Here is an 18,428-nt window from a genome sequence, read left to right on the forward strand (position 1 = left end):
TGGGTTACTTTTCCAACAATAGCAACGCCCGCGCACACCGCACCGTCCACGCCCCGAATATCGTGGACAACGATTCAAGCGGCCTATACCTGAAAGCGCAGGTGGAATATGAGCAGGATTTGGGCGGTGGCTGGAGCATCACCCCGTGGGGCGAAGCGCAGGTCAGCCTGCGTGAAAGAACTGAAACCAAATGGTCACAGGCTTATCCCCATGTGCCGGATGAAACGCACAAGGACAGCAGCTACAGCATTAGTTTAGGCGTGGACGCGCAGAAACAATTCACCCCGAATCTGGCGCTGACCTTCGGCCCCTACTACCGCTACGACCATTCTAAAACCGATGCTAGCGATCATGCCGGCCGACATTTTGATTCGACCAGCGATCACTCGCACAGCTTTGGCATCCGCGCCGGCCTGCGCTTTTAAACCGCCGCGCTTGTCTGCAACGCAAAGGCTACCTGAAAATTCAGGTAGCCTTTTTTCATCCGATTTATCAGCTGCTGTTGGGGGGGCGTGTAGGGTGTGCGCCGCAGGCGCGCACGCCGTTGCCCGTTATGCCAAGTTGCCCGTGTTATTCCAGCCGCGTGCGTGCATTCTGCACACACCCTACACCCCGCAAATGGGCAGGCTACCTGAAATTCATTTTTCAGGTAGCCTTTTTTCGGCAGGGCGTAGGTTGGGTTGATAAATCCAACATTTCACACTTTTATTTGTTGGGTTAACCCAACCTACTGCTGCTGCGTGCTTCCGCACCCTACACGGCTGCCATGGTAAGGGCTACCTGAAACCGCCGAACACTATTTGCGCCAGTAGGCGGGGGTGAAGAGCATGAATACGGTGAAGATTTCCAGGCGGCCGAGCAGCATGACGGCGGCGCACAGCCATTTTTGCACGGCGGCTAGTTCGGCGTAGCTGCCGGCGGGGCCGACGCTGCCGAGGCCGGGGCCGGCGTTGGTGATGCAGGCGGTGGCGGCGGTGAGGGCGGTAACGAAGTCGAGGCCGGTGGCCATGAGGGCGAAGGTGGCGAAGATGATGGTGAGGAAGTAAACGGCGGTGAACACGAGCACGGTCATGGCGGTGCGCTCGGCGATGTGCATGCCGTTGATTTTTACGGTGTGCACGGCGTTGGGGTGCAGCAGCAGCATCATTTCGCGCAGGCTGAATTTAAACAAGACGATGGCGCGGATGGTTTTGAGCCCGCCGCCGGCGCTGCCGGCGTTGGAGAGGATGTTGGCGAGGAAAAACATCCAGAGGGACACGGGCAGCGGCCAGGCGGCGAAGTCGGTGTTGGCGTAGCCGTTGGCCAGGCCGATGGAGATGAAGTTGAAGCCGACGAAGCGCAGGGCGTGCGACCAATCGGGGTAGAAATCTTTGTGCCACAGGTAGAGGGCGCAGGCAATGATGCTGGCAATCAGGGTGGTAATCATCACGCGCACTTCGCTGTCGCGGCGGTAGGCGTTGAGGCTGCGTTGGCGGAAGGCGTAGTAGTGGTTGGTGAAGCTGATGGCGGCGATGATGCTGCCGACGGACAAAATCATTTCGATGGGCACGGAATCGAAATAGGCGATGTTTTGGTCGTGGGTGGAGAAGCCGCCCAGGCCGATGCAGGACATGGCGTGGCACACGGCATCAAGCCAGCTCATGCCGGCCAGGCGCAGGGCGAGGCAGGTGATGAGGGTGAAGAAAACGTAGATCAACCAAAGGTTTTTGGCGGTTTGGGAGATGCGGGGGGCGAGCTTGCTGTCTTTGTGGATGCCGGGGATTTCGGCTTTGAAAAGCTGGGTGCCGCCTACGCCGATCATGGGCAGGATGGCTACGGCCAATACGATGATGCCCATGCCGCCCACCCAGTTGAGCAGGTGGCGCCAGAAGTTGAGCGAGGGGGGGAAGCTGTCGAGGTTGGTGAAAACAGTGGCGCCGGTGGTGGTGAGGCCGGAGATAGCTTCGAAGAAGGCGTCGGTGTAGCTGATGCCGGGCAGATACCAATAAAACGGCAGGGAGGCGACCACGGCAAAACCCACCCACAATAGGAAAACGAGGGTGAAGCCGTCGCGGGTGCGCAGCTCGCGCTGATGGCTGCGGGTGATGAGCCAGATGATGCCGGAGGCGCAGATGGTGGCGGCTGCGGTGTCGGCAAACACCCAGAAGGCGGCGTCTTGGTAGAGATACGACACGAGCGTGGGCGCCAAGAGCAGCAGCGAAAATACGAAGCCGAGGCGGGAGAGGACGTGGGCGATGGGGGCGAGTTTGTAATACATAGAGGTGTGGTTTCAGGTAGCCTATGCGGCGGTATTTTATAGTGAATTAAAATAAGGATGCTACAGCGTTGGCTCGCCTTGCCGTATTGCTCATACTGTCTGCGGCTCGCTGCCTTGTCCCATTCTTATTTTAATCCACTATACCTGTTTAAACGGGATGGCGCGGCGGCGGCTGAGGCTACCTGAAAAATAGCTGGCGGGTGCTTCAGCCTGTTTTACAGTTTGTTTTTATTCATATTCACGATAAAACACCAAAGGCTACCTGAAAACGGATACGGCGGTTTCAGGTAGCCTGCGGCCTGGGCGAACGGGGGCGGATTAGGCGCGTTTCGGGTCGTTGGGGCGCAGTTCGGCCGCCAGTTTGTCCAAAATGCCGTTGACGAATTTGTGGCCGTCGATGCCGCCGAAGGTTTTGGTAACTTCAATCGCTTCGTTGATGATCACGGGGTAGGGCGTTTCCGGCATCTCGCGCAGCTCGAAGGCGGCGGCCAGCAGCACGGCGCATTCGATGGGGCTGAGGTCTTTTTCGTCGCGGTCGAGCAGCGGGCGGATAATCTGCATCAGCTCGCGGCGTTTGGCCTGCACACCGAAGAAAATGGCGGTGAAGAGCTCGTTGTCGGCCTTGGCGAAGTATTCGTTTTCGCGGATGTTTTTGGCCACTTCGGCATCGGGCAGCTGGTTGAGCGCGGCCTGATACAGCGCCTGCACGGCAAATTCGCGCGCGCGGCGGCGCGGGGTGCGGTTTTTCGGTTTCATTACTCGGCTTTCTGAAATCAAGGGCTACACGATGGCATCGGGCAGGTTGTTGTCGGCCGGATTGAGGCGGCGCAGCAGGTTGGCGCATTCCACCGCCACCACGGCGGCTTCGGCGGCTTTGCTTTGGATGCGCGCGTGGGCTTGTTCGTCGTTTTCGGTGGTGAGGACGGCATTGGCGATGGGGATGTTGAAATCCAGCCCCACGCGGCTGATGCCGGCGGCAGACTCGTTTGACACCAATTCGAAATGATAGGTTTCGCCGCGAATCACCGCGCCTAAGGCCACCAGCGCATCAAAACTGTGCGACTGCGCCATATTTTGCAGCGCCAGCGGCACTTCCAGCGCACCGGGCACGGTGGCTACGGTGATGTTGCCGTCGGGCACGCCCAGTTCCACCAGTTTTTCGGTGCACACTTCAAGCATGGCGCTGCCGATTTCGTTGGAAAAACGGGCTTGTACGATGCCGATATTCAGGCCTGCGCCGTCGTGGTTGGGGGGGATAATGGTCATGTCCGCTGCTCCGTTGTAGTGAAAGTTGTCGTGAAATAAGCAAAAGCGGCATGCGCCGCAAAGAAAGCGGATTTTACACCAAAGCGCACGTTTTGGGGCTGTGAAGGAAGATGGCTTGCGTTACAATGGCGGCGTTTTGCCCCTTCCGTTTTCAGGTAGCCTCCCATGCCAACCATCACCCTTATCGCCGCCGTGGCGGACAACCGCTGCATCGGCAGCGGCAACGCCATGCCTTGGCATATCGCCGAAGATTTCGCCTTTTTCAAACGCTACACCTTGGGCAAACCCGTGGTGATGGGTCGTAAAACTTGGGATTCGCTGCCCAAGAAACCTTTGCCCGGCCGCCGCAATATCGTGATTACCCGCCAGCCGCGCTGGCAGGCCGAAGGCGCAGAACGTGCCGACAGCTTAGATGCCGCGCTGGCCGTGCTGGCCGACGTGCCCGAGATCATCATCATGGGCGGTGCGCAGATTTACGCCCAAGCCCTGCCGCTGGCCACCGATCTGCGCCTCACCGAAGTGCGTTTGGATATCGACGGCGACGCTTTTTTCCCCGCCTTTGCCCCCGCCGAATGGCAGGAGGTTGAACGCAGCAGCCACACCGCTGCCGCCAACGGCATCCGCTTCGATTTCGTGCACTACCGGCGCGCCCGGCAGGCTAGCTGAAAGATTGAGGCTACCTGAAAAATGCTGCACCGCCTGATCGAGCGCCATTGGCAAACGCCCAACCCGTTGCTCACGCCGATTTTATGGCCGTTGGCGCGGCTGTTCGGCCTGTTGGCGGCGTGGCGGCGCGAAGGCTACCTGAAAGGCCGGTGGCACAGCGAAAAGCTGCCCGTGCCGGTGGTGGTGGTGGGCAATGTGCAGGCTGGCGGCAGCGGCAAAACCCCCGTGGTGCAGGCCTTGGTGCGCGCCTTGCAAGAGCGCGGCATACGCCCCGGCATCATCAGCCGCGGCTATGGCCGCAGCGGGCAGGGCGTGCACGTGTTAAACAGCCAAAGCACCGCCGCGCAGGCCGGCGACGAACCGCTGCTGCTGCACCGCAGCACCGGCGCCCCCGCCGCCGTGGGCAGCCGCCGTGCCGAAGCGGGCAGGGCGCTCTTGGCCGCGCATCCCGAAGTGCAAATCATCATTGCCGACGACGGCCTGCAACACTACGCCCTGCAACGCGATTTCGAGCTGGCCGTGTTCCCCGCCGCCGATGTAGGACGGCCGCTGGATTTGCTGCCCAACGGCAATTTGCGCGAGCCGTTGCAGCGCTTGGAAAGCGTAAACGCCGTGCTGCTCGCCAACAGCACGCCCGACAGCCCCGAGCCGGATTGGGCGCTGCCGGATAACGTGCTGCTTTGCCGCAGCCGCCTGCAATACGGGCAGATTTACCGTCTGCACCGCCCGCACGAACCCTTGCCTGAAGGCTACATGAAACAGCGCCGCGTTATCGCCGCCGCCGCCATCGCCAAACCCGAACGTTTTTTTGCCGAACTGGCGCGGCTGGGCATCGAGACCCAACGGCAAATGGCCCTGCCTGACCACGCCGCCTGGCAGATTGCCGATTTGCCCGCGGCCGATTGCTACATCGTTACCGAGAAAGACGCAGTGAAGCTCGCCGCCGATACCGCGCAGGAAGTATGGGTATTGCCCGTGCGCGCCGAACTGCCGGAAGCCTTGGTGCAGGCCGTAATCCGCCTCTGCCTGCCGGATAGGGAACACAGGCTACCTGAAAACGGAAAGGCTACCTGAAAACAGCGGCTCGGCAGGCCGCGCGGAAAAGTTTCGGGCAGCCTCACAGCGCAAGCAGTTTTGCCAACAGGCGTTCGCGCCCGATACCCGCCGCGCCAACCCAACCAACCGGAGACCCCAAACCATGGACAAAAAATACCTCGACCTCCTCGTTTGCCCGCTCACCAAAGGCGCGCTCGAATACCATGCCGGCCGCCAAGAATTGTGGAGCCGCCAAGCCAAGCTGGCCTTCCCCATCCGCGACGGCATCCCCATCATGCTGGAAAACGAAGCCCGCCCCCTCACCGAAGAAGAGCTGCACGCATGAGCACCCCGTTTACCGTCATCATCCCCGCCCGCCTGGCCTCCAGCAGGCTACCTGAAAAAGCCTTGGCCGATATTGCCGGCAAACCCATGGTGGTGCGCGTGGCCGAGCGCGCCAAGCTGAGCGAGGCGCAGCGCGTCGTCGTGGCCACCGACCACACCGCCATTGCCGCCGCCTGCTCCGAATACGGCATCGAAGCCGTGCTCACCGGCAAACAGCACGCCAGCGGCACCGCCCGCCTGGCCGAAGCCGCGCTGCTGCTCGGTATGGCCGATGAAGACATCGCCGTAAACGTGCAGGGCGACGAGCCGCTGATTGATCCCGCCCTCATCAACCGCACCGCCGAATTGCTCGGCAGCAGCAGCGCGCAAATGGCCACCGCCGCCCACCCGATTGCCGACGCTGCCGAGTTTCTCAACCCCAACTGCGTGAAAGTGGTGCTCGACCAGCGGCGCAACGCCCTCTATTTCAGCCGCGCCCCCATCGCCTGGCCGCGCGACGCCTTCGCCGAAACGCAAGCCGTGCTGCCCGAAGGCTTCGCCCCGTTGCGCCACATTGGCCTGTATGCCTACCGCGTGGGCTTTTTGCACCAATACGTCGGCCTGCCGCCCTCGCCGTTGGAAAGTATCGAATCGCTCGAGCAGCTGCGCGTGTTGTGGCACGGCGGCAAAATCGCCGTAACCGTGTGCGACAACGCCCCCGCCACCGGCGTGGACACCGCCGAAGATTTGCAACGCGTGCGCGATTGGTTTGCCCGGCATCCCGAAGAGGCTACCTGAAAGCGCAAGCTTCAACGAAGTTAAAACAAATCGTCCGGCCGAGCAAAGCCTATATGGTTTTCACTGCGTTGAAGCTTGCGCTTTCAGGTAGCCTGTTCTCCCGAGACGGCTTGCCTCCGCCTTGAATGACCGATTTTAAGGAGTTGAGTTATGCGTTTGCTCCGCCGCGTTGGTTTCGCCGCCCTCCTGATTGCCGTTGCCCTCTCTGCCGCTTATTTTGCGAACACCACCCGCCCGCCGCAAAAGCCCGCCGCCCGCGCCAAAACGGTTCGGCTGCCTGAAACCATGCCGCCGCCCGCATCGGAACATATCGGCAATGCGGATAAGGCGCCACCCGTCGTCCGCGCCGCCCGCAGCCAAATCGGCCGAACCGTGCGCTACGACCCCGCCTATACTGCGCTGGATTATCCGATGGGCGATGTGCCGATAGTGAAAGGCGTGTGCACCGATGTGGTGATTCGCGCACTGCGGCAGCAGGGCATAGACTTGCAGCAACTGGTTCACCAAGACATGAAAGCGAATTTTTCCGCCTACCCGAACCGCTGGGGGCTGAAACGCCCCGATCCGAATATCGACCACCGCCGTGTGCCTAATCTGGAGGTTTATTTCACACGGCACGGCTGGGCGGTGCAAGACGGATACCGCGCGGGCGATATCGTTACCTGGCGGCTGGCGGGCAGAGGGCTGCCGCATATCGGCATCGTATCCAATCGCAAACAGGGTGATACACCGCTGATTATCCACAATATCGGCGCAGGCACACGCGAAGAGAACATCCTGTTCCGCCACGAAATCGCCGGCCATTTCCGGCAGCCCGCCAATAGGGCGCCGTGAAGTGGCGGCGCGGCCAAGCCCGATGCTGTTTTCAGGTAGCCGCTTGCCCGCGAGGCTAGCTGAAAGCGATGTTTGGCTAAGCTAAGGCTGAGTTCCTGTAAAGTTGAAAACCGCTTGAGCTGCCATTCCTGTTTTTCAGGTAGCCTCTTCGCGCCGAGCAGGCTACCTGAAATCAAAATCTGCCTAACAAAGAAACGAATATGACCACACCCGACAACACCGTCCGCCTTTCCAAACGCATGGCCGAGCTCGGCCTCTGTTCGCGCCGCGAAGCCGATGCCTATATCGAGCGCGGCTGGGTGAGCGTGAACGGCGAGAAAGCCGTGCTCGGTCAAAAGGTGGGCGCGGGCGACCGCATCGAGCTGCACCGCGCTGCGCACGAAGAACAGGCCGGGCGGGTGACCATCCTGCTGCACAAGCCGGTGGGCTTCGTGAGCGGGCAGGCCGAAAAAGGCTACCGCAGCGCTGCCGAACTGGTTACCGCAGCCAACCATTGGCCGGAAGATCGCAGCCCGCAAAAGTTTAAAGCGGCACACCGCCACGGCCTCGCCCCCGCCGGAAGGCTGGATATCGATTCGGTCGGGTTGCTCGTGCTCACGCAAGACGGACGCGTGGCCAAAAGCCTGATCGGCGAAAACAGCGGCGTGGAAAAAGAATATCTGGTGCGCGTGAAGGGCAAACTTTCCGAAGAAGGCCTGCGCCTGTTGAACCACGGCCTGAAGCTGGACGGCGAAGCGTTGCGGCCGGCCAAGGTGTCGTGGCAAAACCAAGACCAGCTGCGCTTTGTGCTGAAACAGGGCAAAAAACGCCAAATCCGCCGCATGTGCGAGCTGGTGGGGCTGCGCGTGGTTGGGCTCAAGCGCATCCGCATCGGCAAGGTGAAACTCGGCGCGCTGCCGCCGGGGCAGTGGCGCTATCTGGCGCCGCACGAGCGGTTTTAACGGGAGTAGCATAAAAAGGCTACCTGAAAACGAGCACGCAGGCTTCTGCAAAGGCAAATTTTCAGGTAGCCTTTTTTGATTTTTGCTATATACGCTCGGGCGGCGGCTGTGGCAAAATGCCCGCTTGATTTTATCCCCGCATATTTAAGGAGTGCCACCATGTCCATCAGCAATGTAGTCCGCATGATTGAAGAAAACGATGTCCGTTTCGTTGATTTGCGATTCACCGACACCAAAGGCAAACAGCACCATTTCACCGTGCCCGCCGCCGTGGTGCTGGACGACCCGGAAGAATGGTTTGAAAACGGCCAGGCTTTCGACGGCTCGTCTATCGGCGGCTGGAAGGGCGTTCAGGCCTCCGATATGCTGCTGCGCCCCGATCCGGCCACTGCCTTCATCGACCCCTTCTATGATGATGCCACTGTGGTGCTTACTTGCGACGTGATCGACCCGGCCAGCGGCCAGGGCTACGACCGCGATCCGCGCTCCATCGCCCGCCGAGCCGAAGCCTATTTGAAAGCCAGCGGCGTGGGCGACACGGCCTATTTCGGCCCCGAGCCCGAATTTTTCGTGTTCGACGGCATTGAGTTTGAAACCCATATGCACAAAGCCCGTTTCGAAATCAGCTCCGAAAGCGCCGCCTGGTCGAGCGGCCTGCATCTGGACGGTCAAAACACCGGCCACCGCCCGATGGTGAAAGGCGGCTACGCCCCCGTGGCGCCGGTGGATGCCGGGCAGGATTTGCGCTCCGCCATGGTCAACATCCTGCAGGAAATCGGCATTGAAGTGGAAGTGCACCACGGCGAGGTCGGCACCGGCAGCCAGATGGAAATCGGCACCAAATTCAGCACTTTGGTTCACCGTGCCGACCAAACCCAAGACATGAAATACGTGATCCACAACGTGGCGCACAACTTCGGCAAAACCGCCACCTTCATGCCCAAACCCTTGATGGGCGACAACGGTAGCGGCATGCATGTGCACCAATCCATTTGGAAAAACGGCCAAAACCTGTTTGCCGGCGACGGCTATGCCGGCTTGAGCGACACCGCCCTCTACTACATCGGCGGCATCATCAAGCACGCCAAAGCGCTGAATGCCATCGCCAACCCCTCCACCAACTCCTACAAACGCCTAGTGCCGCATTTTGAAGCGCCCACCAAGCTGGCCTATTCCGCCAAAAACCGTTCCGCCTCCATCCGCATCCCCACCGTGCACAGCGTGAAGGCCCGCCGCATCGAAGTGCGCTTCCCCGACCCCACCGCCAACCCCTACCTGGTGTTCGCCGCGTTGCTGATGGCCGGGCTGGACGGCATCCAAAACAAAATCCACCCCGGCGACCCGGCCGACAAAAACCTCTACGACCTGCCGCCGGAAGAGGATGTACTCGTGCCGACCGTATGCGCCTCTTTGGAAGAAGCCCTGGCCGCCCTCAAAGCCGACCACGAATTCCTCCTGCGCGGCGGCGTGTTCAGCCAAGACTGGATCAACAGCTACATCGCCTTCAAAGAAGAAGACGTGCGCCGCATCCGCATGGCGCCGCACCCGCTGGAATTTGAAATGTATTATTCGCTGTAAGGCGGGCAAAAATTTAATGGCACACTAATCCTTGCCATACGATAAAAGGCTACCTGAAAAATTGGCTTCGCAGAAACCCGCGTGCTCGTTTTCAGGTAGCCTTTTTGTGCCATGGAGCGAAGCAACTTTCGCTACGGCATGGGTTTGCCTTGCCGTATAGTGAATTAACAAAAACCAGTACAGCGTTGGCTCGCCTTGCCGTAACGTGTGTACTGTCTGCGGCTTGCCGCCTTGTCCTGATTTTTGTTAATTCACTATATTTCCGTACTGCCTGCAGCCCGCCGCCTTATACCGAAAACCGATTCGGCTTGCTAGATTTGCCCAAGCTGCGGCCTGTTGAATGTTTCAGGTAGCCTTTATTTTGCGGATGGGCGAGACAAAATGGCGGCAGATTGAGCAAAATCGGATGGTTTGGAGCAGGAGAATGGCAGTATGATGCCGCCTGTTTTAAATTATCCCGGCAAGAAAAGGACACATCATGGGCGCACGCCGCAAATTTCCGATTCCGCTCAGTTATTTCAGCACCACTATCGGCTTGTTCGCATTGGGTTTGTCGTGGCGCTACGGCGCAGTGGCAGGCCTGATGCCGGCTTGGCCGGGCGAGGGGCTGCTGGCGGCGGCGTTTGTAGTGTGGCTGGTGCTGGTGGCGGCTTATGTGTGCAAGATATTGGCTTATCGCGATGAGTTTTTAAGCGATTTAACCGATTTGGTGCAATGCTGCTTTCTCAGCGCCATCCCGATTACCACCATCTTGGCAGGCATTGCCGGGCTGCCCTATGCCGCCGGGGCGGCACGCGTGCTGGTGTATGCCGGCATTGCCGGGCAGCTGGCGTTTGCCATGTATCGTGCTGCCGGGCTGTGGCGCGGGCTGCATAACTTGGCCGCCACCACACCGGTGATTTATCTGCCTACGGTGGCCACCAATTTTGTGAGCGCCACGGCGCTGGGCGTGCTCGGGTTGCATGATTATGCGGTGTTGTTTTTCGGCGCGGGGCTGCTGTCTTGGTTTAGCCTGGAGGCGGCGATTTTGGGCAGGCTGCGCACGGAGGCGGAGATTGCGCCGCAGGTGCGCGGGATAGTGGGCATCCAGCTTGCGCCGGCTTTTGTGGGCTGCGGGGCGTATTTTGTGGTGAACGGCGGCGCCATCGACCTGTTTGCGCTGGCCTTGATGGGCTATGGCTGTTTGCAGTTTCTGCTTTTGCTGCGCCTGCTGGGCTGGTTTGCCGAGGGCGGGTTTAGCATGAGCTGGTGGGGTTTCTCGTTCGGCTTGGCGGCCATGTGCGGCTGCGGGCTGCACCTGCTGGCCGCAGGCAAGATGATATGGCTGGGCACAGCATTGGCGCTAAGCGGCTCGGCCGGGGTGGCGCTGTTGTTGGCGGGAACGCTGTATTTGGTGTGGCAGGGGCGGTTTTTGGTGCGTTAGGCTGCTTATGTCCTTGTTGTAAAGGCTACCTGAAAACGGTTGATACGGTTTCAGGTAGCCTTTTTGTAGCGGAGGAAGGTGTCAGAGCAAATCCAATTGCACTAAAGCCTGTTGCAGCTGCTCGGCCGTCCAGTGGTTGCCGGCGGCGAGGGTCATGAGGGCGGTGGCGGTTTCGATATTGCATTTGCCGCCGCCCACTGCGCCGGCCTGGCGCAGGGCGTTGCCTTGGGCGTAGGCGGTGCCGGTGCGGCCGTGGTGGGCTTGGCTGATGTTGAGTAACAGGCCGCCGTTTTGAGTGAAGTGTTGCACGGCGGCGAGCAATTCGGGGTTGGCGGGGGCGTGGCCTTGGCCGTAGGAAAGCAGGATGGCGGCTTCTTGGGGGAAGTGGCGCAGGCTGTGGGCGATTTGCTCGGGGCTGCTGCCGGGGGTGAGCAGGTGGCTGCACACGCGGGCGTTGGGGTTGAAGCGGATGGGCAGGCCGCTGAGGCGGCGGGGCGGGGTGTTTGGCTGCCAGGTGTTGAAGTGGGCGTTGTCGAAGCCTTGGTCGAGCTCGGTGCTGCATTTGCTGCTGCCGATAGCGGGGTAGAGCCGGCCGCCGAAGGCGATAACGGTGCCGTGCAGTTGGGGGTTTTGCAGGGCGGAGACGGCGGTTTGCAGGTTGGCGGGGGCATCGCTATCGGCGGCGTGGTAGGGCTTTTGCGCGCCGGTGAGGACGATGGGCTTGCCGCCGTTGTCGAGCGCAAGGGCGAGGAGGTTGGCGGTGTAGGCGAGGGTGTCGGTGCCGTGCAAGACGAGGATGCCGTCGTGCTCGGGCAGGGCGGCTTGCAGGATGGCGAGCCATTGGGCCCAATGCTGGGGGGTGATGTTGGAGCTGTCGATCAGGGGTTGGCAGATATGCCAGTGGAACACGGCTTGTTCGGCGTAGGGCTGCAGGGCTTGTTCGGCAAGCTGGGCATCGGGAATGAGGCCGTTGGGGCTGGGCTTCATGCCGATGGTGCCGCCGGTGTAGAGGACGAAGATTTTTTGCATATTGGCTTTTCCGGGAAAGAAGGTGGGCGGGAGAGGCTACCTGAAAATGCGGCCAAACGGGCTTGGCGGTTTCCAGGTAGCCTTTATGGGCTTAGAACAAACGTTGGCGGCGGCTGATTTTGAAGCCGTGGCCTTGGCTGTTGATGCAAACCATGCCGCTGGTTTGGCTGGTGCATTGCCAGCCGTTGCCGCGCAGGGTTTGTCCGTATACGTTTGGCTTTGCCTGGCAGAAAGCTGCCTTGCGGGGAAGCGGCGATACGGCAAAAGGCTACCTGAAAGTGGACTCTGCGGTTTTTGCGGAGCTGGGCATTTCAGGTAGCCTTTCTTTATTTGCGTTAAGTTCGGGTTTAGAACAAACGTTGGCGGCGGCTGCTGATTTCAAAGCCTTGGCCTCGGCTGTTGGAGCAGGTCATGCCGGTGGTTTTGCTGGTGCATTGCCAGCCGTTGCCGCGCAGGGTTTGGCCATAGGGCAGCACGCGGTGTTCGTCGTTGAAGATGGTGTCGCCGGCGCATACGATTTGGGCACCATTGCGTGAAAGGCTGAAGCGGCCGCCCCAATCAAGCTCGCAATCGCGCGGTTTGGGGCGGATGGGGCGGGCAGGCTCGCGGATTTCGCATTCTACCGCGCCGGGGGCGTCGCCGGGCACGCAGTGAACATTGCCGCTGGGGCTGCGGAAGCCTTCGGCTTGGGCAAAGCCAGCAGCAAGCAGAAGGGCTGCGGCGGCAAAGGGTAGGGTGCGCATGGATTGCTCCTGATAAGTTATCAAATGAAAGGAGCGGTAATTCTATCCCAAGGTTTGTTTGGGTGGAAGCGGGTATGGCTGGGGAAGCTTGGTTTCAGATAGCCTTCGGTGCGGCCAAGGGCTACCTGAAAATTTACAGCACGGCCTGCGGATAGGCGCCGATGATTTTGACGAAGGCGGCGCGTTCGGCGAGGGCTTCGAGGGCGGGCTGGATTTGGGGGCTGTCGGTGTGGCCTTCGATGTCGATAAAGAAGACGTAGTCCCACAGGCCGGCGCGGCTGGGGCGGCTTTCGAGCTTGGTCATGGAGATACCGTGCTCGGAGAAGGGCTGGAGCAGGCGGTGTACGGTGCCGGGGCGGTTGGGGGCGGAGACGATGAGGGAGGTTTTGTCGTGGCCGGAGGGCTGGGTGCGGTTGTGGCCGAAGATGAGGAAACGGGTGGTGTTGTTGGGCTCGTCTTCGATGTTGGCGGCGAGTTTGGCCAGATGGTAATGCTCGGCGGCGGCCTGGCCGGCAATGGCAGCGGCTTGCGGCTCGGCGGCGGCGAGGCGGGCGGCTTCGGCGTTGCTGGCCACGGAAATGCGGGTGGCGTGGGGCAGGTGGCGGTTGAGCCATTCGTGGCATTGAGCCAGCGCTTGGGCGTGGGCATACACTTTTTCCGGCTGCCCGTTAGCGCCGGGCTGCTGCAATAAATGATGCTGGATGCGCAGGAGCACTTCGCCGCAGGCGCGCAGGGGGGTGGAAACCATGAGGTCGAGGGTGCGGCCGACCGGGCCTTCGGTGGAGTTTTCCACGGGGGCGACGGCATAATCGGCCTGGCGGGCTTCCACCAGGCGGAAGCATTCGTCGATGGAGGGACAGGGCCGGGTGCGGGCGGCGTGGCCGAAGTGCTTCACGGCGGCTTGTTGGGTGAAGGTGGCTTCGGGGCCGAGGTAGGCGATGGTGAGCGGGCGTTCTACAGCGAGGCATTCGCTCATGATTTCGCGGAACAGGCGGGCGACGGCTTCGTCGGGCAGGAGGCCGGCGGCGGTTTGGTTCAGGCTTTGAATGCGCTGCAACACTTGGGCTTCGCGCTCGGGGCGGTAGACGATGCCGGTGCCTTTGAGCTCGCCGATGGCGCGGGCGTGGGCGGCGCGTTGGTTGAGCAGGCTGAGGATTTCGGCGTCGATGGCGTCGATGGCCTGGCGGTGGGGGGCAAGGGATTGGTCTGGCATGGCGCGGCCTTTGTGCGGGTTGGGGATGGGCTGATTGTATAGCAGATTGGCGTCTTGTTGATACCAGTTGGGCCAAGGCTACAGCGGAAGTGAAGTGAGCTTGTTATAGCGCAGAAAAACGGGGTGTTGGTGTGGGGCTGAATGTTTTCAGGTAGCCTTTAAGCGGGCGGGAGGCTACCTGAAAAGCGTTGCGGGAAAAGTTGGGCAAAGGCTGCCTAAGGCTAGGGTAAAACGTTTATAATCCCGCGTTTTCAGGTAGCCTTTGTTGCTAGAGGCGGCCGCTTCAACCTAAAGATTAAAGAAATTCAACTGAAACATGGACAAACTGAAAATTACCGGCAACGGCCCGTTGCACGGCGAAATCGTGATTTCCGGCGCGAAAAACGCTGCCCTGCCGCTGATGTGCGCCGGGCTTTTAACTGAAGATATTTTGCATTTGACCAACGTGCCGATGCTGGCTGATGTGAAAACCACGCACAAACTCCTGCAAGGTATGGGCGCGGAAGTGGAAAGCGATGGCGTGAGCGAATTCAAAATCAACGGCGGCACGGTAAACAATACTTGCGCACCGTATGAATTGGTAAAAACCATGCGTGCTTCCATTTTGGTGCTCGGCCCTACGCTGGCGCGTTTCGGCGAGGCAGAAGTGAGCCTGCCCGGCGGCTGCGCCATCGGCTCGCGGCCGGTGGACCAGCACTTGAAAGGGCTGGAAACCCTGGGCGCGGAAATCGTGATCGAGCACGGTTATGTGAAGGCGCGCGGCAAGCTCAAAGGCGCGCGCGTGGTGATGGACATGGTGACCGTGGGCGGCACGGAAAACCTGCTGATGGCGGCCACGCTGGCCGAAGGCACCACCGTGCTGGAAAACTGCGCGGTGGAGCCGGAAGTGGTGGATTTGGCCGAATGCCTGGTGAAAATGGGCGCGAAAATCAGCGGCATCGGCACGCCCTCTATGACCATCGAAGGCGTGGAAAAGCTGCACGGCTGCACCCACAGCGTGGTGCCCGACCGCATTGAAGCGGGCACTTTCCTCTGCGCCGTGGCCATGACCGGTGGGCAGGTGCGCCTGCAAAATGCCGCGCCGAAAACCATGGAGGCGGTATTGGACAAGCTGGTGGAAGCCGGGGCGGACATCCAAACCGGCGAAAACTGGATTGAAATCAAAATGGCGCAGCGCCCGAGGGCAGTGGACGTGCGCACCGTGCCGCATCCGGGCTTTCCCACCGATATGCAGGCGCAGTTTATGGCGATGAACGCGGTGGCCGAGGGCAGCAGCCGAGTGGTGGAAACCATTTTTGAAAACCGCTTTATGCACGTGCCCGAGCTCAACCGCATGGGCGCGCAAATCAGCGCAGAGGGCAACACTGCACTGGTAAAAGGCGTGGAGAGGCTTTCCGGCGCCACCGTGATGGCCACTGACTTGCGTGCTTCGGCCAGCCTGGTGATTGCCGGCTTGGTGGCTGACGGCGACACCATCGTGGAGCGCATCTACCACTTGGATCGCGGCTACGAGCATATCGAAGAGAAGCTGAGCAAAGTGGGCGCGAAAATCGAACGGTTGAAACAGTAGGCACTTTTATAGTGAATTAACAAAAATCAGGACAAGGCGACGAGCCGCAGACAGTACAGATAGTACGGCAAGGCGAGGCAACGCTGTACTGGTTTAAATGTAATTCACTATACAGCAAAGGCTACCTGAAAAACCAACCGTAGGGTTTTCAGGTAGCCTCAAGCATCAGGAAGCAAAAACAGCCCGATATTCGGGCTGTTTTCCAATCTTTTCCGGTTTGGATTAACGGCAGGACAAGCCCAAGATGGTGGGCGGGTTGCCGTTGGACAGTTTGATGCGGCAAGTGGTGCCGGAAGTGCCGGATACCACGGCATAGCGCACGCCGCCCTCGCTGCGGGTGCTGATATTCAACGGCTCTTTCACACCCATGGATTTGGATGTTTGCGCCAAGTTTTGCACCAATTCCGGCGGCAGGCCGGAAGAGTCGTTGCCGATTTTTACATCGCCGGCCCATGCGGACGCAAGCGGCAGCACGGCCAGCATCAGAATAGTTAATTTGCGTTGCATAGTTAGGTTCTCCTGTGGAAAATGGCCGCCGTTGCCGGCAGCTGTGAAACCACTCTACTATATCGGCGCGCGGTTTGACAACGCTTGGGCTGCTTTTTTTACCCGCAGCGGCGGCGGAAGTGTCGCGTTTTGCAGGCAGGCGCGGCGCGGGCAGTTGAGAAAATTTCTTTGCAGATAAGCGGGTTGGACGAAGAATCTGCTGCCTGTTTCCAAACAGGCGATAGCCGGAGGAGCGCTGCCGGTTTAATATTTTCAATGGATTGCCGCACATGAACCGAAACAAATCCCCCCAATTGCCCGCCTACCGGCCGCCGTTTTGGCTGCGCGGCGGGCATTTGCAGAGCATTTGGCCGAAGCTGGTGCGCATCGGCAGCCCGGCCTACCGGCGCGAACTTTTGCCCGACAGCCTGGGCGCTACCGAAGTGGCCTACGATTTTGTGGACGGCAAACGCCCCGATGCCCCGATGTTGATGCTGTTTCACGGGCTGGAAGGCAGCAGCGCCAGCCATTATGCCCGCGCCCTGATGTTTGCCGCGCAACGGCACGGCTGGCACGGCGTGGTGGCGCATTTCCGCAGCTGCGGCGGCGTGGAAAACCGCGCGCCCGTGTTTTACCACTCCGGCGACAGCGCCGAAGTTGCGCACATGCTGCAATTAATGCATTCGCGCTACCCGCGCATCTTCGCCGTCGGCATTTCTTTGGGCGGCAACGCATTGGCCAAATACCTGGCCGAGCAGGGCAGCCGTGCCATTCCGCAGGCCGCCGCCGTGGTGAGCGCGCCGTTGGATTTAACCGCCGCCTCGCATCGGCTGGAGCGGGGCGTGAGCAAACTGCTGTATGCGCCTTATTTCCTGCGTTCGCTGTTGCCCAAAGCCGCTGCTTGCGCCGCCCGTTTCCCGCAGATTGACGCCGCTGCCGTGCAAGCCGCCGCCAACCTCACCGATTTCGACAACGCCTTCACCGCCCCCGTGCACGGCTTTGCCGATGCCGCCGACTACTACCGCCGCGCCAGCGCCAAACCTCTGCTGCACCAAATCGCCGTGCCCACCCTGATTTTGAACGCGCTCAACGACCCCTTCATCCCCGCCGAATCGCTGCCGCAGGCGAGCGACGTGTCGCCAAGCGTTACCCTGCTCCAGCCCGAATACGGCGGCCACGCCGGCTTTCCCGGCACGGCTGATTTGGATTGGCTGCCGGATACCGTGTTGCGCTATTTTGACCTCGCGACAGCACAGGCTACCTGAAAAATACGGGCAGATTTTTCAGGTAGCCTTGAATCAATAAACTGCCAAAATCAGCCAACCGACGCAGCCGAAAGAGCGTATAATGCCTGCCGTTTGAATTTTCCAACCATGAAGAGAGGCTGCCATGACTATCCGCTATAAGCGTGTTTTATTGAAACTTTCCGGTGAGGCATTGATGGGTAACGATGCCTTCGGCATCAACCGCACCACGATTATGGGCATTGTCGGGCAGATTGTGGAAATCGCCAAAATGGGCGTGGAAGTGGGCGTGGTGGTTGGCGGCGGCAACCTGTTTCGCGGCGTGGCTGCGCAGGCCAGCGATATGGATCGCGCCACTGCCGACTACATGGGCATGCTCGCCACCGTGATGAACGCCCTGGCCTTGAAAGATGCGTTTGAAAGCCTCGGCCAGCCCGCGCGCGTGCAATCCGCGCTTTCCATGCAGCAGATTGCCGAAACCTATGCCCGCCCCAAAGCCATTCAATATTTGGAAGAAGGCAAAGTGGTGATTTTCGCCGCCGGCACGGGCAACCCCTTCTTCACCACCGATACCGCCGCCGCGCTGCGCGGTGCGGAAATGAACTGCGACATCATGCTCAAGGCCACCAATGTGGACGGCGTGTATACCGCCGACCCGAAAAAAGACGCTTCGGCCACGCGCTATCAAGACATCACGTTTGACGAAGCCATCGTGAAAAACCTGAAAGTAATGGATGCCACTGCCTTGGCGCTGTGCCGCGAGCGCAAACTGAACATCGTGGTGTTCGGTATTGCCAAAGAAGGCGCGCTCAAACGGGTGGTGCTGGGCGAAGACGAAGGCACTTTGGTGCATATTTGATTGAATTGGCAAGATTGCAGGCCGCTTCTCAATGGGAGGCGGCCTGATGTTTTGGGTTTCAGGTAGCCTGTTGCAGGGGGAGAGGCTACCTGAAAAACACCAACATATAGTGAACTAACAAAAACCAGTACAGCGTTGTCTCGCCTTGCCGTACTATCTGTA

20 protein-coding genes and 1 pseudogene are annotated in these 18,428 nt (G+C 60.2%); 13 read left to right on the plus strand and 8 right to left on the minus strand.

The window, feature by feature from the left end; all coding sequences use genetic code 11:
* Together A7Q00_RS13895 and A7Q00_RS13590 are read left to right on the plus strand one after the other, a co-directional pair.
* A partial coding sequence (locus A7Q00_RS13895) for a hypothetical protein (protein WP_179946223.1) occupies positions 1 to 425 on the plus strand: 425 nt, incomplete at its 5' end.
* 10 nt (positions 426 to 435) lie between these two features.
* Positions 436 to 684, plus strand: a complete 249-nt coding sequence (locus A7Q00_RS13590) for a hypothetical protein (RefSeq protein WP_156503788.1) — start codon at positions 436 to 438, stop codon at positions 682 to 684.
* Positions 685 to 796: 112 nt separating this feature from the next.
* Here A7Q00_RS13590 and A7Q00_RS08755 read toward each other — a convergent pair whose 3' ends face one another.
* The 3 genes from A7Q00_RS08755 to ribH all read right to left on the minus strand — a co-directional run bounded on the left by A7Q00_RS08755 (position 797) and on the right by ribH (position 3,523).
* Positions 797 to 2,257, minus strand: coding sequence for a TrkH family potassium uptake protein (locus A7Q00_RS08755; RefSeq protein WP_064090181.1), 1,461 nt, complete (start codon positions 2,255 to 2,257; stop codon positions 797 to 799).
* A gap of 318 nt (positions 2,258 to 2,575) precedes the next feature.
* Positions 2,576 to 3,013 carry a transcription antitermination factor NusB gene (gene nusB / locus A7Q00_RS08760; protein WP_064090182.1) on the minus strand — a complete coding sequence of 146 codons (438 nt, stop codon included), beginning with the start codon at positions 3,011 to 3,013 and terminating at the stop codon, positions 2,576 to 2,578.
* Positions 3,014 to 3,037: 24 nt separating this feature from the next.
* Positions 3,038 to 3,523 (minus strand): 6,7-dimethyl-8-ribityllumazine synthase, encoded by a 486-nt coding sequence (gene ribH, locus A7Q00_RS08765; protein WP_064090183.1) that lies wholly within the window; start codon positions 3,521 to 3,523, stop codon positions 3,038 to 3,040.
* A gap of 165 nt (positions 3,524 to 3,688) precedes the next feature.
* Here ribH and A7Q00_RS08770 point away from each other — a divergent pair, with 165 nt between their 5' ends.
* The 8 genes from A7Q00_RS08770 to tehA all read left to right on the plus strand — a co-directional run bounded on the left by A7Q00_RS08770 (position 3,689) and on the right by tehA (position 11,122).
* Positions 3,689 to 4,189 (plus strand): dihydrofolate reductase, encoded by a 501-nt coding sequence (locus A7Q00_RS08770; protein WP_064090184.1) that lies wholly within the window; start codon positions 3,689 to 3,691, stop codon positions 4,187 to 4,189.
* 21 nt (positions 4,190 to 4,210) lie between these two features.
* Entirely contained in the window at positions 4,211 to 5,263 is a 1,053-nt protein-coding gene (gene lpxK / locus A7Q00_RS08775) for a tetraacyldisaccharide 4'-kinase (protein ID WP_064090185.1), read from the plus strand.
* Positions 5,264 to 5,387: 124 nt separating this feature from the next.
* On the plus strand, positions 5,388 to 5,570 hold the full coding sequence (locus A7Q00_RS08780) for a Trm112 family protein (protein ID WP_049258544.1): 183 nt from the start codon (positions 5,388 to 5,390) through the stop codon (positions 5,568 to 5,570).
* Positions 5,567 to 6,346 (plus strand): 3-deoxy-manno-octulosonate cytidylyltransferase, encoded by a 780-nt coding sequence (gene kdsB / locus A7Q00_RS08785; RefSeq protein WP_064090186.1) that lies wholly within the window; start codon positions 5,567 to 5,569, stop codon positions 6,344 to 6,346. Before A7Q00_RS08780 ends, kdsB begins: the two co-directional genes overlap by 4 nt.
* A 285-nt stretch (positions 6,347 to 6,631) precedes the next feature.
* Positions 6,632 to 7,180 (plus strand): DUF1287 domain-containing protein, encoded by a 549-nt coding sequence (locus A7Q00_RS08790; RefSeq protein ID WP_245637557.1) that lies wholly within the window; start codon positions 6,632 to 6,634, stop codon positions 7,178 to 7,180.
* A gap of 200 nt (positions 7,181 to 7,380) precedes the next feature.
* The gene (locus A7Q00_RS08795; protein WP_064090188.1) at positions 7,381 to 8,121 is read left to right on the plus strand and encodes a pseudouridine synthase; all 741 of its coding nucleotides are present in this window, start codon (positions 7,381 to 7,383) and stop codon (positions 8,119 to 8,121) included.
* Between the two features lie 159 nt (positions 8,122 to 8,280).
* On the plus strand, positions 8,281 to 9,699 hold the full coding sequence (glnA, locus tag A7Q00_RS08800; protein WP_064090189.1) for a type I glutamate--ammonia ligase: 1,419 nt from the start codon (positions 8,281 to 8,283) through the stop codon (positions 9,697 to 9,699).
* Positions 9,700 to 10,177: 478 nt separating this feature from the next.
* The gene (tehA, locus tag A7Q00_RS08805; protein ID WP_064090190.1) at positions 10,178 to 11,122 is read left to right on the plus strand and encodes a dicarboxylate transporter/tellurite-resistance protein TehA; all 945 of its coding nucleotides are present in this window, start codon (positions 10,178 to 10,180) and stop codon (positions 11,120 to 11,122) included.
* Positions 11,123 to 11,203: 81 nt separating this feature from the next.
* On the opposite strand, the gene A7Q00_RS08810 is transcribed toward tehA, so the two are convergent.
* From A7Q00_RS08810 to pheA, 4 genes and pseudogenes are all read right to left on the minus strand, one after another.
* Positions 11,204 to 12,151, minus strand: coding sequence for an asparaginase (locus A7Q00_RS08810; protein WP_064090191.1), 948 nt, complete (start codon positions 12,149 to 12,151; stop codon positions 11,204 to 11,206).
* A 91-nt stretch (positions 12,152 to 12,242) separates the two neighbouring features.
* Positions 12,243 to 12,353, minus strand: a pseudogene (locus A7Q00_RS14225) (DUF6636 domain-containing protein); the annotation flags it as partial.
* A gap of 145 nt (positions 12,354 to 12,498) precedes the next feature.
* Positions 12,499 to 12,894, minus strand: a complete 396-nt coding sequence (locus A7Q00_RS08820; RefSeq protein WP_064090193.1) for a DUF6636 domain-containing protein — start codon at positions 12,892 to 12,894, stop codon at positions 12,499 to 12,501.
* A gap of 133 nt (positions 12,895 to 13,027) precedes the next feature.
* A complete protein-coding gene (gene pheA, locus A7Q00_RS08825; protein WP_064090194.1) occupies positions 13,028 to 14,107 on the minus strand; it encodes a prephenate dehydratase in 1,080 nt (359 codons plus the stop codon).
* 316 nt (positions 14,108 to 14,423) lie between these two features.
* Here pheA and murA point away from each other — a divergent pair, with 316 nt between their 5' ends.
* Positions 14,424 to 15,677, plus strand: coding sequence for a UDP-N-acetylglucosamine 1-carboxyvinyltransferase (gene murA, locus A7Q00_RS08830; RefSeq protein WP_064090195.1), 1,254 nt, complete (start codon positions 14,424 to 14,426; stop codon positions 15,675 to 15,677).
* A 222-nt stretch (positions 15,678 to 15,899) separates the two neighbouring features.
* On the opposite strand, the gene A7Q00_RS08835 is transcribed toward murA, so the two are convergent.
* Positions 15,900 to 16,184, minus strand: coding sequence for a hypothetical protein (locus A7Q00_RS08835; protein ID WP_064090196.1), 285 nt, complete (start codon positions 16,182 to 16,184; stop codon positions 15,900 to 15,902).
* A gap of 269 nt (positions 16,185 to 16,453) precedes the next feature.
* On the opposite strand from A7Q00_RS08835, the gene A7Q00_RS08840 reads away from it, so the two are divergent.
* Complete coding sequence (locus A7Q00_RS08840; protein ID WP_064090197.1) at positions 16,454 to 17,428, plus strand: YheT family hydrolase; 975 nt, start codon at positions 16,454 to 16,456, stop codon at positions 17,426 to 17,428.
* A 124-nt stretch (positions 17,429 to 17,552) separates the two neighbouring features.
* Complete coding sequence (pyrH, locus tag A7Q00_RS08845) at positions 17,553 to 18,266, plus strand: UMP kinase (protein ID WP_003823146.1); 714 nt, start codon at positions 17,553 to 17,555, stop codon at positions 18,264 to 18,266.
* Positions 18,267 to 18,428 lie beyond the last annotated feature (162 nt).

Origin of the sequence: Eikenella halliae (assembly GCF_001648475.1) — a bacterium.
Lineage (GTDB): Bacteria > Pseudomonadota > Gammaproteobacteria > Burkholderiales > Neisseriaceae > Eikenella > Eikenella halliae.